General features: G+C 67.9%; 14 protein-coding genes and 1 tRNA gene. 6 read left to right on the top strand and 9 right to left on the bottom strand.

The features are described 5' to 3' along the window. Positions 1 to 11: 11 nt before the first annotated feature. The 4 genes from GR303_RS10000 (at position 12) to GR303_RS09985 (ending at position 2,675) form a co-directional block, all read left to right on the top strand. Positions 12 to 314 (top strand): RNA-binding S4 domain-containing protein, encoded by a 303-nt coding sequence (locus GR303_RS10000; protein ID WP_161722296.1) that lies wholly within the window; start codon positions 12 to 14, stop codon positions 312 to 314. A 48-nt stretch (positions 315 to 362) separates the two neighbouring features. Further along, complete coding sequence (gene fdxA / locus GR303_RS09995; RefSeq protein WP_161722080.1) at positions 363 to 701, top strand: ferredoxin FdxA; 339 nt, start codon at positions 363 to 365, stop codon at positions 699 to 701. A 355-nt stretch (positions 702 to 1,056) separates the two neighbouring features. Further along, on the top strand, positions 1,057 to 1,635 hold the full coding sequence (locus GR303_RS09990) for a CarD family transcriptional regulator (protein ID WP_161722081.1): 579 nt from the start codon (positions 1,057 to 1,059) through the stop codon (positions 1,633 to 1,635). Between the two features lie 167 nt (positions 1,636 to 1,802). After that, positions 1,803 to 2,675, top strand: a complete 873-nt coding sequence (locus GR303_RS09985; RefSeq protein WP_161722082.1) for an RNA polymerase factor sigma-32 — start codon at positions 1,803 to 1,805, stop codon at positions 2,673 to 2,675. 92 nt (positions 2,676 to 2,767) lie between these two features. Here the strand turns inward: GR303_RS09985 and GR303_RS09980 are convergent, their stop codons facing one another. From GR303_RS09980 to GR303_RS09960, 5 genes are all read right to left on the bottom strand, one after another. Next, positions 2,768 to 4,144, bottom strand: coding sequence for a M48 family metalloprotease (locus tag GR303_RS09980; protein ID WP_246726432.1), 1,377 nt, complete (start codon positions 4,142 to 4,144; stop codon positions 2,768 to 2,770). Positions 4,145 to 4,198: 54 nt separating this feature from the next. Then, positions 4,199 to 4,996, bottom strand: a complete 798-nt coding sequence (locus GR303_RS09975; RefSeq protein WP_161722084.1) for a thermonuclease family protein — start codon at positions 4,994 to 4,996, stop codon at positions 4,199 to 4,201. Positions 4,997 to 5,049: 53 nt separating this feature from the next. After that, positions 5,050 to 5,265, bottom strand: a complete 216-nt coding sequence (locus tag GR303_RS09970) for a hypothetical protein (RefSeq protein WP_161722085.1) — start codon at positions 5,263 to 5,265, stop codon at positions 5,050 to 5,052. Further along, positions 5,262 to 5,408: a hypothetical protein gene (locus GR303_RS09965; protein ID WP_161722086.1), complete on the bottom strand. Its 147-nt coding sequence runs from the start codon at positions 5,406 to 5,408 to the stop codon at positions 5,262 to 5,264. Before GR303_RS09965 ends, GR303_RS09970 begins: the two co-directional genes overlap by 4 nt. Before the next feature lie 151 nt (positions 5,409 to 5,559). Continuing rightward, complete coding sequence (locus GR303_RS09960) at positions 5,560 to 5,772, bottom strand: sugar phosphorylase (protein ID WP_161722087.1); 213 nt, start codon at positions 5,770 to 5,772, stop codon at positions 5,560 to 5,562. A 154-nt stretch (positions 5,773 to 5,926) separates the two neighbouring features. Between GR303_RS09960 and GR303_RS09955 the strand changes: the two genes are divergently transcribed. Further along, positions 5,927 to 6,003 (top strand) — tRNA-Arg (locus GR303_RS09955). Between the two features lie 17 nt (positions 6,004 to 6,020). Here the strand turns inward: GR303_RS09955 and GR303_RS09950 are convergent. After that, positions 6,021 to 6,863 (bottom strand): DUF1206 domain-containing protein, encoded by an 843-nt coding sequence (locus tag GR303_RS09950; protein WP_161722088.1) that lies wholly within the window; start codon positions 6,861 to 6,863, stop codon positions 6,021 to 6,023. 139 nt (positions 6,864 to 7,002) lie between these two features. Beyond that, positions 7,003 to 9,264 carry a glycoside hydrolase family 3 N-terminal domain-containing protein gene (locus GR303_RS09945; protein WP_201752008.1) on the bottom strand — a complete coding sequence of 754 codons (2,262 nt, stop codon included), beginning with the start codon at positions 9,262 to 9,264 and terminating at the stop codon, positions 7,003 to 7,005. Between the two features lie 128 nt (positions 9,265 to 9,392). Between GR303_RS09945 and GR303_RS09940 the strand changes: the two genes are divergently transcribed. Next, the gene (locus GR303_RS09940; RefSeq protein WP_161722090.1) at positions 9,393 to 10,892 is read left to right on the top strand and encodes a response regulator; all 1,500 of its coding nucleotides are present in this window, start codon (positions 9,393 to 9,395) and stop codon (positions 10,890 to 10,892) included. Positions 10,893 to 10,895: 3 nt separating this feature from the next. Here GR303_RS09940 and GR303_RS09935 read toward each other — a convergent pair whose 3' ends face one another. Both GR303_RS09935 and GR303_RS09930 read right to left on the bottom strand, forming a co-directional pair. Beyond that, positions 10,896 to 11,600, bottom strand: coding sequence for a gamma-glutamyl-gamma-aminobutyrate hydrolase family protein (locus GR303_RS09935; protein WP_161722091.1), 705 nt, complete (start codon positions 11,598 to 11,600; stop codon positions 10,896 to 10,898). Beyond that, complete coding sequence (locus tag GR303_RS09930) at positions 11,597 to 12,574, bottom strand: amidoligase family protein (protein WP_161722092.1); 978 nt, start codon at positions 12,572 to 12,574, stop codon at positions 11,597 to 11,599. The genes GR303_RS09935 and GR303_RS09930 overlap by 4 nt, the downstream gene beginning before the upstream one ends. Positions 12,575 to 12,608: the final 34 nt, after the last annotated feature.

The raw sequence follows: 12,608 nt of genomic DNA, 5'->3' as shown, positions 1-12,608 counted from the left end.
GATTGAAGCGGATGCGCGAGGACCGGCAGCGACTCGACAAGTGGCTGTGGTTCGCGCGTTTCGCGAAGACCCGGACGCTCGCCGCCAAGCTGGTCACCGGCGGTTATGTCCGGCTCAACGGCCTGCGCACCGACAATGCCGCCAAGTCCGTGGCCGTCGGCGACGTGGTGACCGTGGCGCTGCCCCGGACCACCCTCGTGGTCCGGATCGAGGGGCTCGGCGAGCGCCGCGGCCCTGCAACGGAAGCAAGGCTGCTCTACGCCCATCTCAACCAGGATAACGGACCGCTTGTCAGCGACCTCGACAACGGCTAGAGCGGCGGCATAGTCCACGTTCCCGAACAGACCCTCGAAGGACCGTTCATGACCTACGTCGTCACTGAAAATTGCATCAAGTGCAAATACATGGACTGCGTGGAGGTGTGCCCGGTCGACTGCTTCTACGAGGGCGAGAACATGCTCGTGATCCACCCGGACGAGTGCATCGATTGCGGCGTCTGCGAGCCGGAATGCCCGGCCGAGGCGATCAAGCCGGATGCGGAACCGGGGCTCGAGATGTGGCTGAAGCTCAACGCCGACATGGCCAAGAGCTGGCCCAACATCACCGTCAAGAAGGAGCCGCCCTCGGACGCCAAGGAGTTCGACGGCGTGGCGGGCAAGTACGAGACCTATTTCTCGCCCAATCCCGGCGAGGGCGACTGAAGCCGAGGGTGGCGTACGCCGCCCCTTTACGCTTTGCCTTGAAATATTTTTGCTTTTTCGGCCGGACTGTGATAGGGTCCGTGAATGCCGTCGCTTGCGCTCAAGCCGTGCACCGTCTCCGCAGATCGGCGGTTCACATAATGAAGCAAAGATTCGCGTCCTTTGACTTAAGGGAGCCTCGCCCCCTTAAGTCAAGGGCATGAGCGTGTTCAGCTGCTGGCTTACATCAGGGAGACGAGCGGAATAGTCAAGTTCCGTGGCGCTCACATCGATCCTCGTTCTCCTGGGACCCTGCCCAGGATAACCACAGCTCCCTCGCCGCCAGGCGAGGACCATGCAAGGAGGCCTCTCTCGCATGACAACCGCCAAGAAGTCCGCCCAGCGTCTTGGGTTCAAGTCCGGTGAAGCGATCGTTTATCCCGCTCACGGTGTCGGCCGCATCACGGCTATCGAGGAGCAGGAAATCGCGGGGTTCAAACTGGAGCTGTACGTCGTCTCCTTCGACAAGGACAAGATGGTCCTGCGGGTACCGACCGCGAAAGCTGCCAGCGTGGGCATGCGCAAGCTCGCCGAACCGGCTCTGGTCCAGAAGGCTTTGGATGTTCTGACGGGTCGTGCCCGCGTGAAGCGCACCATGTGGTCGCGCCGCGCCCAGGAATACGAGGCCAAGATCAATTCCGGCGACCTGATCGCCGTTGCGGAAGTCGTGCGCGACCTCTACCGCTCCGAGGCCCAGCCCGAGCAGTCCTACAGCGAGCGCCAGCTTTATGAATCCGCCCTCGACCGGGTCGTGCGCGAGATCTCGGCGGTGAACAAGATCACCGACACGGAGGCCCTGAAGCTGATCGAGCAGAGCCTTGCGAAGTCCCCGCGCCGCGCCAAGAACGCGGACGGCGACGCCGAGGGCGACGATCTCCAGGAAGAAGCCGCCTGATCGCGTCCCTTCGGTCGCGCCCTACAAGAGCCCGGCCCTGCGCCGGGCTTTTTTGTTGCCCGACGCCTTGTTTTCCCCCGGCCGGAATCTATTTTGCAGAACTTGGCTGTTCCCCGTGAACTTTTTGCGGCCTCGCTCGTTGTGTCTCTGCCAAGGGAGAGCACACAATGGGAGAGATCTCAGGGGTTCGCCGCCGGTTCGTCCGAGCTGCCATGAATGCACCTTTTCTCGAAAGAGAAGAGGAGCACCAGCTTGCTTTGCGCTGGAAGGAGCATCGGGACGAGGCTGCGCTTCATCAGTTGACCGCTGCCCATATGCGCCTTGTCATCGCGCTGGCAGCCCGCTTCCGTCATTACGGCCTGCCGATGGCCGATCTCGTTCAGGAAGGCCATGTGGGCCTCCTCGAGGCCGCGGCCCGCTTCGAGCCCGAGCGCGAGGTTCGGTTCTCGACCTATGCGACCTGGTGGATCCGCGCTTCCGTGCAGGACTACATCCTTCGCAACTGGTCAATCGTCCGCGGTGGCACGAGTTCCGCCCAGAAGGCCCTTTTCTTCAATCTGCGGCGCCTGCGCGCCCGCCTCACCCGCGGCGGCGAGGACCGCATCTCGGCCGAGGTGCATGAGAAGATCGCCGAGGCGATCGGCGTCTCCAAGGCCGACGTGGCGCTCATGGATGCCCGCCTGTCCGCACCCGACACTTCCCTCAACGCGCCGGTTCTCGACGCCGACCCGTCGAACTCCGCCGAGCGCGTGGAATTCCTGGTGGATTCGAGCCCGCTGCCCGACGAGAGCGTCACCGACACCATCGACACCGAGCGCCGGGTGCGCTGGCTGCAGCAGGCCCTCGAGGTTCTCAACGAGCGTGAGCTTCGCATCCTGCGGGCCCGCCGCCTCGACGACGAGCAGGTAACGCTCGAATTCCTCGGCGACCGGCTCGGCATCTCCAAGGAGCGCGTCCGCCAGATCGAGAACCGCGCCCTGGAGAAGCTCAAGCGCGCTCTCGTGGAGCGATATCCGCAGGCGACCGGGGCCTTCGTGTAAGTCGTCCCGGTTTCGCATCCACAGGCAAGTACGACATCGGCGAGGCGGCCACCGTCTCGTCGATCCGCTTTTGACGGCGGGAAGGGCCGCGCCTATTCCACGACGATCTTGTAGCGCTCGCCGACCTTCAGGGCTGCATTGCGGTCGAGGCCGTTGAGGAGCAGGAAACGCTCCAGCGGCCGGTCGACCGGCATGCGCGCCGCCAGGCTCTGGGGCGTGTCGCCCCGCTGCGCGGTGACGATCTGCAGCTTCAGGGGCCTGATCCGCCGCGCCTCCTCGGGCTGGACCTGACGGACGCTGTTCAGGGTCTGCTGGAAGATGGATTCCAGGTCGCCCCTGTTGCCGCGGGTCGCCATGATGAGTCGGTAGGTGGTGCTGCCGATCCGGATGGCCGAGAGGCGGAAGGTCCATTCCTTGCCGTTGGACAGGGCGGTCACCACGGGAAGGCCGTTCACCGTGCCGGTGGCGAGGGTTCCGGGCTCGATGGTGTCCGTCCAGGTGGAGCGCAGCACGTCCTCCAGGCTCTGCCCGTCCGGCGTGTCGGCGGCATCGAAGAGCAGGCGCCGTTCGCCATCCGCCGAGGACCCCAGCACGGCCTGGGAGGTGTTCTCGAGGGCGAAGCCCTCGGGCGCTTCGAAGGCGACCCCGAGGCGGGAATGGATGAAGCGACGCCCCTTCACCACACCGTCGGCAGGATCGTCGCCATAGGCGAGCCCGTCGAGGGCCGTCAGGTAGGCCAGCCGGCCGGTCTCGCCCGTGCCGGCGATCTCCGTGCGCCGGGCCGCCTGCAGGGCCCGGGCCACCCGGTCGTTGGTGCGCGGGTGGGAGGCATCCCGGTCGGCCGTGGAGGTGTCCGGGCTCGTGCCGGAGCGTCCCAGGGCAGTCAGGAAGCGGGGAGCGCCGAAAGGATCGAAACCGGCGCGGGCCAGAACCTTGACGCCCATCTGGTCGGCCTCGAGTTCCTGGGCGCGCGAGAAACTCGCCAGGGCCGAGCGCGCCTGGTTCTGGGCCATCGCCGCCTCCTCGGCATCGTTGAGCACGTTCTCGGCCACGCGCTCGATCAGGTTCGAGCGCGCCTGCAGCTCGCTGCGCTGGGAGGCATGGCGCAGGGTGACGTGCGCGATCTCGTGCGAGAGCACGGCGGCCACCTCGGAGGTGTCGTTGGCCAGCGCCAGCAGCCCGCGGGTGACATAGAGGCGTCCGTTCGGCAGGGCGAAGGCGTTGATGACCGGGGAGTTGAGGATCGTGACCTGGAAGGCCTCGTCCGGCCGGTCGGTGGCCATGACGAGCCGGTTCGTCACCTCGGTGAGGAGCTGCTGGAGCTGGGGCGCGCGCCCCTCGCCGCCGAAGGCCCGCACCAGGCGCACATGATCCCGGTCCCGGTCGGGGCCGATCACCCGCGGCGCGTCGGCCGGCAGCGACAGGTCTCCGCCGAAGCCGGAGCAGCCCGCAAGGAAGGCTGCGAGCATGACGCCGCCGAAGATCCTGACGCTACCTCTGCAAAAAGCTGTGCTCATGCGCGTTCATCGTGGCAGACGGTCGTCCTCAAGACGCTCGATCATATCCGGTATGACAACGGAGAAAGCTGTTCCCTGCCAAGACTGCAAAATGCCTCGGGCCCTGATCCGCCGGCCCTTGAGCGCTCCGGCGCTCCAGCCGCGGTCCAGCATCTGCCTCCAGGCTTTCCTCGGGATGATGATCGTGAAGTCTTCTGCCCAGTGCCCCCCGAAGTTCAAGTAGGTGCGCTGCTTGCGCTCGCCGATGCTCCTGACCCGGCCCTCGACCAGCACGAAGGTGCCGGTCCGCTCCTGCAGGCGCTCGGATTGATTCACATCGAGGGGCTTATAGCGGTCCTCGGTCCAAAGACCAAGGCGTCGTTCGCGGGCCAAGGCCTCCAGAGGGAGCAGGTCGGGACGGCAGAACACGTCGTCAGGGCCGGCATCGACCATGGCGAGCCCCGCCTGGACCAGATGGCCGGCCCAGTCGGGCGGCACCGTTCCGCCGTCGGCTGGAAGAATGCGGACGGGCAGCCTGTCCCAACGGTCGGGACGGCCAATGACCTGCACCTGCACAGGCTTGTCGGATTGGGCCCGCAGCCAGGCCATGGCTTCATCGCGGAAAGGCGGGGCCTCCGGCAGCCGGAGGCCCGCCAGCCGGGCTGCCCGACCCGAGGCCAGGATCAGGTCGCCCTCGGGGCTGAGGCCCTGCAGCCGGTCGCCCTGGGCTTCTGCCTGGCAGGCGGCCCTGGCAGGCGGCCAGGAAAGCGCCAGGGCCAGTCCGAGGCCGCAGGCGCCGATGATGCGGAGGGCTGATCCCGTCATGAGACGGGATCATACCGGCTTTAGGCGAAACGGCTACGCTCGGATCGCGGGGGTCAATGCTTTTCCTGGGAGGGGCTGTGCTGCTGCGGCTTGTGCCCGCTCTGGCCTGGGTTGTTGTGCTTGTTGTGGTCGCGGCTCTCCTGGTGGGTCGCCCCGCCCTGCCTGCCGGTCTCGGGCCGGCCGCCGGCCTTTCCATGAGCCTCCTCGTGCTTCCGGTGGCCGGAGACGCGGGTCTCGTTCGGGTTGCTGCGGTTGCCGGTGCTGCTCATGATTTCTTCTCCTGCTGCCGCTTCTGGGCGCCGTTGCCGTCCTTGCCCTGTTTGGCTTGAGTGCCGCGCTGGTTCGAGCCGCCATGGCCCTCCTGCGGGATGCCTTCCGGATTGGTGCGGGAGCCTGGGATGTTTTTCGTCATGGTGAGATCCTGACTGGTTTTTCGGGCCGCGGATGAGCGCCGGCTCGGCCTGCGAAAAACGCTTGGCCAGGAACGCCGCTCCGGCAAGTCAATCGGACGGGGCTCAAATCGTTGCGGCCAAGATCGGCAGGAAAAGCGTGGGCCCCCAGCCCTACCAGCGGATCACCACGACGCGCTGGCTGCCATTGCCGAGTTCGACGGCTTCCGTGCCCTCCGCCTTGCGGTTCTGGAGCCTTGCATCCTCGACGATCTCGACCTCCTCCACATGGGCGGCAAACGCCTCGTCCACCTCGGCCACGCAGAGCAGGGTGTCGCGCGGAAGGTTCTCGACCTGTTTCAGGAAATCGCCCAGGGTCAGCGCCATGATATGCCTCCGGTTGCCATCACCAACCGGCCGAGCCACGGGGAGTTCCTTGACGGTGTTCGGCAGAACTCCTCAGCCCCTCGCTTATGTGCCGCCCAGTGCCGCAACCCTCTGGAATGACCCCGGGGACCGTGCTAAATCCCACCTCTCCAGCGGTCCCGTAGCTCAGCAGGACAGAGCAGCGGTTTCCTAAACCGAAGGTCGGAAGTTCGAGTCTTCCCGGGATCGCCAGTTTTCCAGCAATCCGCCTACCGTCCCATCTGCGCTACGGCCGCTTTCGCATCGTCGAGGTCGGGCGCGTCGATGCGACGGTAGCGGGCCTGGATGAGGCCGAAGAGGCCGAAGGCGAAGAGGCCCAGCGCCGTGAGCGCCAGGAGCACCCAGCCATAGGGCTGCCGCTGGAGGGCTTCCATCGCTCCGCCGAGGCCGCGAACCTCCGAGGAGGAGGCGTGCAGGGCGGCAAGCCCCACGAACCCGCCGATCATCAGGAACACGACGCCGCGGGCGGCAAAGCCCATGCGGCCGATGGTGCAGATCCAGTGCCTCTTTTCGGCCGGCAGGGAGAGACGGTCGGCCACCCGCCCGCGCCACGCCTTCACGATGAAGGCCAGGCCCGTGCCGGCGACGGCGAGGCCCACCAGGCCCACCAGCCACTGGCCGAAGGGCTGGCTCATGAGCCAGGCCGTCCAGTCCCGGGCGGCCTGGTCCTCGCCGCCGCCTCCGGAACTGCGTCCGAGGGCGAGGTTGAGGGCGAAGAGGGCCAAGCCCGCATAGATGAATCCGCTCACGAGATGCGCCCCGCGGATAGCCCATCCCTTCATGTCGGATCCGCGGTTGTCGGCGTCGGTGAGCGCCTCCAGGATGCGCCAGGCGCAGAAGCCGAACAGGCCGAGGGCGATGAGGACGAGCCACACCTTGCCGAAGGGCTGCGTCAGCAGGGTCTGAAGGGCGTTGCGGCTGCCGCCGGTCTGGCCGCCCGAGCCGATGGCGGCCAGGAGCGCCAGGCCGCCGACGAGGCCGTACACCACCCCTCGCGCGCCATAGCCGAACCGGGCCATGGTCTCCACGGGGCGACGGCTGATATGCGGCATGGAACGTCCTCCGGTTGTGTGGAAGATGAACCGCCAAGCCTCGGCCGATGTTCCGCGTGGCCGGGTTTCCTGCGCGTTCGGGAATCGCGCCGCCTGCCCACCCGGCACGCCGCCCACGAAGGAGGCAAGCAGCACTCCGCTACTGCGCCACGCTCGTCGAGGCGGCGGCGCGGCGTTCCATGGGCGGGATGCGGAAGGTCCTGACGATCTCCGCCTCGCCGACCTGTTCGGCCAGCGAGGAGCCGCCGACGAAGACCTGGATGGCGCCCGCCTCGACGAGATAGGTGCCGTCATCGAGATGGAAGCCCAGCGACTCCACCGGCACGCGCAGGGTCACGCGCTTCGTCTCGCCGGGCTTGAGGGCGATCTTCTCGAAGGCCTTCAGCTCGCGCAAGGGCCGGCTGCGGCTTGCCACGGGATCGCGGGTGTAGAGCTGCACCACCTCCTGGCCCTCCCGCGATCCGACGTTCTTCACGCTGACCGACACCTCCAGCGCCTGGCCCTGGTCGAGCTGCCTTCGCGCGATCGCGGCATCGGCATAGGCGAACTGCGTGTAGCTCAGGCCCCAGCCGAAGGGATAGAGCGGCGTGATCGCCTCGTCGATGTATTGCAGGGTGAAGCGGTTGTCCGGCTTCGTCGGGCGCCCGGTGGGGAGACGGTTGTAGTAGAGCGGCAGCTGTCCCGTGGCGCGCGGCCAGGTGAGCGGCAGCTTGCCGCTCGGGCTCACGTCGCCGAACAGCACGTCGGCGACGGCAGGCCCGCCCTCGGTGCCCGGATACCAGGCCATGAGGATCGCGGGGATACGCTCGGCCACCGGCCCCAGCACCTGCGGCCGGCCGCCCATCAGGACGAGGGCGATGGGCTTGCCGGTTTTCGCGAGCTCCTCCAGCACCTCGATCTGACGGCCGTTGAGTTCGAGATGGGCGCGGGAGGCTGCCTCGCCGGAAAGCTCCTGCGGCTCGCCGAAGACGGCGATCGCCACATCCGACTGCCGGACCGCGTCGAGGGCGGCGGGCAGCCCTTCCGTGTTGCGGCAGAACAGGTCGCAGGCCGGCGCGTGGCGCACGGCGATGCCGGCACCCTGCGCCCGGCGGCGGATGCCCTCGAGGATCGTGACGCTGTCCTCCTTGTGGCCGCGGGCGGCATGCGGGCCCATCTGGTCGTGCGGCGCGTCGGCGAGCGGGCCGACGACCGCAATCGAGCGGATGCCCGCCGGGAGCGGCAGCACGTCGCCGCGGTTCTGCAGCAGCACGAAGGTCTCGCGGGCGACCTCGCGGGCCACCTGGCGCGATTCCGTCGTCGGGAAGGCCGCATCCGTCCGCGTCGGATCGATGCTGGGGCGGTCGAACAGGCCCATGCGGAACTTCGTGCGCAGCACGCGGCGCACCGACTCGTCGATCACGCTCTCCGGCACCCGGCCGGCGCGCACCTCGTCGGGCAGGTGCTTGATGTAGAGCTGGCCCATCATGTCCATGTCGACGCCGGCGAGGATCGCCTTGCGCGCGGCCTCCGCCCCGTCCGCTGCGATGCCGTGGTTGATGAGCTCGCCGATGCCCACCCAGTCCGAGGTGACGAAGCCGGTAAAGCCCCATTGCTTGCGCAGCACGTCGGTGAGCAGCCAGGGATTGGCGGTCGAGGGCTCGCCGTTGAGTGCGTTGAAGGCGGCCATGAAGCTCGCCGAGCCTGCCTCCACCGCAGCCCGGAACGGCGGCAGGTAGGTGTCGTACATCTCCGCGCGCGGGATGTAGGTGGTGTCGTAGTCGCGCCCGCCCTGCGGGGCGCCGTAGCCTGCGAAATGCTTGGTCGCGGCGGCGACGCCACCCTTGCGGAAGCCCTCCACGCGGGCTGCGGTCAGGACCGAGCCCAGATAGGGATCCTCTCCGAATCCCTCGACGATGCGGCCCCAGCGGCTGTCGCGGGACAGGTCCGCCATGGGCGCGAAGGTCCAGTTCACGCCTACATAAGCCGCTTCCTTCGCGGCCCATTCGGAGGCGAGCCGCGAGACCCGCGGGCTGAAGGCCGCCGCTTCGCCCAAGGGAAGCGGAAACTGCGTGCGGAAGCCGTGCAGCACGTCGAGGCCGAAGAGCGGCGGGATCTTGAGGCGGCTCTGACGCACCAGCTCCTGGGCCCGGGCCACGTCCTGGGCGCTGTTGAAGTTGAGCAGGGCGCCGGCCCTGCCTTCCGAGATGTCCTCCCAGCGCAGCGGCGGGCCGTGGGAGACGAGGTTGAGCTGGCCGACCTTCTCCTCCAGGGTCATCTGCCGGAGCAGCGCGTCGACGCGGCGTTCGATGGATTGCTCGTTCGTCTCCTGGGCCCGCGCCTGCGACAGGCAGGCCGCGGTCAGCACAAGCGCCAGCGCCAGACGCGCCCCGCCATGGACATCAGAAAGCCGCACAATCATCTCCTTAATGGGCCGCAACGCCTTATCGCGAGAGCATCTCCGCTTGCCGCGGCGCCGTGCTACACAAGATAGGCGTTGCAAGTGGCGTCTGGGGGGCGTCAGGTCAATTCATATTTTTTGGAAGCGGAGTGCCTTTGCTGCCTGTCTCGTTGAAGCTGTCCCTCCTGCTTCTGTCCTGCGCCCTGATCATGTCGGGTTCCGCGCTGGCCGGCGCCGCCTTCACGAGGGACCACGCCCTGATCGCCGCCGCTGCGGGGTTCTTCCTGCTCCTGGCTGCCGGAGCGCCCCTGCTGATCGGGCGCGAGATCCGGCGTGCCCTTGCGGAGCAGGAGGAGGAATCGCCCGAGGACGCTCTGGTGTTCGAGCAGGTCACGCCCGAGCGGGTGGAAGCCTTGCCGGCCGTCGTCGACCTATTCGAGGAACCCCAAGCACCCGAAACGGACGAGTCCCTGCGCCGCCTGCAGAAGGCGGAGGCCGTCGAGCGCCTGCGCGACGGGATCACCCACGACCTCAACAACCGGTTGATGGTGATCAGCGCCAATATCGACTCGGCGGCCCGCCATCTGAAGGATCAGCCGATCCTGCAGCGCAAGCTTCTCTCGGCTCTCGTGGCCGCCGATCAGGCCGCCAAGCTCATCGCGCAGTCGAGCGCCTTCGCCCGGCAGGGGGAATCGACGGTTCAGTACCTGAACCTTGCGGAGCAGGTGGGCTCGGTCGCGGACCTGCTGAGCCGCTCTCTCCTGCGCGACGCGGTGGAGCTGCGCCTGTCGCTTGCGGAGGACCTGTGGTCCATCGAGGCCAATCCCGAAGACATCCAGACCGCGATCGTGACGCTGAGCGCCCATGTGCGGGAGGCCCTGCCGCAGGGCGGCACCATCACGCTCGAGGCCAGGAACGTCCATGTGGAGAAGGGATCGCTCCCGGACCTGACCCGCGAGGGCGACTTCGTGCAGCTCGTCATCCGCAGCACAGGACCGGAGGAGGGGCGCCAGGCTCCGGAAGCCGATCTGGAGCACACGCTCGTCCTGCGCGACCTTGATCTCTCCTCATGGCTCTCCCTGCGCCAGAGCCTGCACTTCCTGCAGGAAATCGGCGGCGCCTCTGAGGTGCGCTCCGACGCGCTGGGAACCTCCATCAGCCTCTACCTGCCCCGGGCGGATGCGGCCACCCTGCTGCCGGCCGGCACCGCGGCGGACGAGGAGACGCCCGAGGAGAGCGTGTCGAACCACACGGAGATCCTGGTGGTGGACGACGAGCTCGAGGTGGCGCTCGCCCTGCAGGCCACCCTGGAGGAGTTCGGCTACGTGACCAGCATCGCCACCGATGCCGCGCAGGCCGTGAGGTCCCTGAGCGCGCGCCGGCCTGCCCTGGTTCTTGCCGACGTGACCATGCCCGGCACGATGAACGGCGTGATGCTGGCGCGGGAGGTGCGGCAGGTCTTCCCGAACCTGCCGGTGGTGCTGATCACCGGCAGCCCCCTCATGGCCGGCGAGCACAGCGAGTTCCCTCTGCTCCAGAAGCCCATCGTCAGCCGCGACCTGCATGCGGCGATCCAGCGGCACCTCGCGCCGCCGGAGGGCGACAACATCATCCCGCTCTTCCCGCGCACCTCCAGGCGCGCCCGCTGACGCTCAGCCGGCGAGCGCGGCCGCGGCGGAGAGAGGAACCGTCGCGTCCTGGGCCGCTTCGGCCAGCGCCGCGAACAGGCGCTGATGCGGCTTCTTCCAGACCAGCAGCTCCGGGTGCCATTGCACGCCGAGCAGGAACGGAGCGTTCACGCTCTCGACGGCCTGCACGATGCCGCTCTCGTCGCGGGCGGCGATGGTGAGCCCCTGCCCGAGCCGGTCCACGGACTGATGATGCAGGGCGTTCACCTGGCAGGGATTGCAGCGCAGGATCCGGTCGAGCCGCGATCCGGGCTCGATGGACACGGTCTTGCGGGGAAGCACGGTGCGCATCTTCGGCGCCTGCACATAGACCTCGTAGATGTCCGTGTGCAGCGTGCCCCCGAGAGCCACGTTGATCATCTGCGAGCCGCGGCAGATGCCGAGCACGGGCAGGCCCGCCGGAATCGCCGCCTTCAGGAGGGAGAGCTCCATCGCGTCGCGTTCGGGATCGATGCGCACGTCGGGCAGAACCCTGCCGCCGTAGATCTCCGCGCCGATGTCGTCGCCGCCGCCGATGACGAGACCCTGCAGCGGCTCCCGCGGCATCGGGTCGCCCGACACGAGCCGGACGGAGCGCGCGCCTGCGCGCTGCAGCGCCAGGCGATGCATGAGGTAGCTGCGCCATCCGCCGTGTCGTGACGTGGTGACGCCGATCAGGGGTCTCGTCATGAGCGTACGATCTGCTCCATCACGTCGGCCCAGCTCTTGTCCTCGCCCTCGAAGGACAGGAAGGCTGCGCCGACCGCATCGAGCCTCTCCCTGTCGGCGGCGAGCCGCTCCACGCAGACCCAGCGGTTCCAGTCCGGCGCGATGCTCCAGCCGGGATCGCTCACCCGCGCGTCCGGCAGCCGATAGTGGAAGGTCGGGCGGCCGTTGATCTTCTCGTTCGGCAGCACGGCGCGCACGCGCTCCGCATCGAAGTGATGCAGGAGCGGCAGAAGGTCGAGGTCGCGGTTTCGCGTCGGGTTGAAGGCGAGATAGTCGTCGATGAAGGCGGGGATCTCGGGCCAGTAATCCGGCGCGGCGATCCTGCGGACGTACTTGACCGGAAAGGGGTCGGCGAAGCCGAGAAAGCTGCGGGTCGCATCCGGCGAGGCCTCGCGCCGGAGCCAGGGGTTGAGGAGCGCAAAGCTCTTCATGAAGGCTGCGACGGTGGCCGCATCCTGGCGCGGGATCTCCGGGTTGAAGTGCAGGCCGAACGCATAGAAGGGCGCGTCCTGCGTGCCTCTGGCGCCCAGGTTCCGCAGGATGGTGAGGATCCGGCCGAGATCCTGGAGCCGGTCGATGGGCGTGGGCGCGGTCACGAGCTCGCAGGGCACGAGGTAGCTCGCGGCAAAGCCGAAGAGGGCCGCGATCTTGGGCAGGACCCCGCGCTGCGTTCCGGCCTGCTTGCCGGGATGCAGGATGCGGCTGTCGAGCTCCACCGTCAGGTCGCCGATGGCCGATTCCTTCAGCGCGAAGGCGTGGGGGTCCTCCTCGACCAGGCGCCCGCCGAGCGCCTCCTGCAACGCCTGCACGGTCTTCTCGGCGGAGGGGCCCACGAACTCGATCTCCACGCCGACCGTGCGGACCTGGCCCTGCGCGTTGTGCAGGATCGGCGGCAAGGCGAAATCGATGGTGGTGGAGAGCGCCGGCTGCGCCATCGGGAACTCCGGGGATTCAACACGAAAACGTGAG

Origin of the sequence: Microvirga arsenatis (assembly GCF_009910705.1) — a bacterium.
GTDB lineage: Bacteria > Pseudomonadota > Alphaproteobacteria > Rhizobiales > Beijerinckiaceae > Microvirga > Microvirga arsenatis.
The sequence above is the reverse complement of the archived record's forward strand: the minus strand, read 5'-3'. Positions and strand labels throughout refer to the sequence as shown.

Excerpts from the sequence above, each read along its gene's own strand:
- GR303_RS09960 (WP_161722087.1), bottom strand. The coding sequence starts at position 5,772 with ATGGCGCTGACCCTGGGCGATTTCCTGAAACAGGTCGAGAACCTTCCG.
- GR303_RS09945 (WP_201752008.1), bottom strand. The coding sequence starts at position 9,264 with ATGATTGTGCGGCTTTCTGATGTCCATGGCGGGGCGCGTCTGGCGCTG.
- GR303_RS09990 (WP_161722081.1), top strand. The coding sequence starts at position 1,057 with ATGACAACCGCCAAGAAGTCCGCCCAGCGTCTTGGGTTCAAGTCCGGT.
- GR303_RS09965 (WP_161722086.1), bottom strand. The coding sequence starts at position 5,408 with ATGACGAAAAACATCCCAGGCTCCCGCACCAATCCGGAAGGCATCCCG.
- GR303_RS09935 (WP_161722091.1), bottom strand. The coding sequence starts at position 11,600 with ATGACGAGACCCCTGATCGGCGTCACCACGTCACGACACGGCGGATGG.
- GR303_RS09930 (WP_161722092.1), bottom strand. The coding sequence starts at position 12,574 with ATGGCGCAGCCGGCGCTCTCCACCACCATCGATTTCGCCTTGCCGCCG.
- GR303_RS09985 (WP_161722082.1), top strand. The coding sequence starts at position 1,803 with ATGGGAGAGATCTCAGGGGTTCGCCGCCGGTTCGTCCGAGCTGCCATG.
- fdxA (WP_161722080.1), top strand. The coding sequence starts at position 363 with ATGACCTACGTCGTCACTGAAAATTGCATCAAGTGCAAATACATGGAC.
- GR303_RS09975 (WP_161722084.1), bottom strand. The coding sequence starts at position 4,996 with ATGACGGGATCAGCCCTCCGCATCATCGGCGCCTGCGGCCTCGGACTG.
- GR303_RS09970 (WP_161722085.1), bottom strand. The coding sequence starts at position 5,265 with ATGAGCAGCACCGGCAACCGCAGCAACCCGAACGAGACCCGCGTCTCC.
- GR303_RS09980 (WP_246726432.1), bottom strand. The coding sequence starts at position 4,144 with ATGCTCGCAGCCTTCCTTGCGGGCTGCTCCGGCTTCGGCGGAGACCTG.
- GR303_RS10000 (WP_161722296.1), top strand. The coding sequence starts at position 12 with ATGCGCGAGGACCGGCAGCGACTCGACAAGTGGCTGTGGTTCGCGCGT.
- GR303_RS09950 (WP_161722088.1), bottom strand. The coding sequence starts at position 6,863 with ATGCCGCATATCAGCCGTCGCCCCGTGGAGACCATGGCCCGGTTCGGC.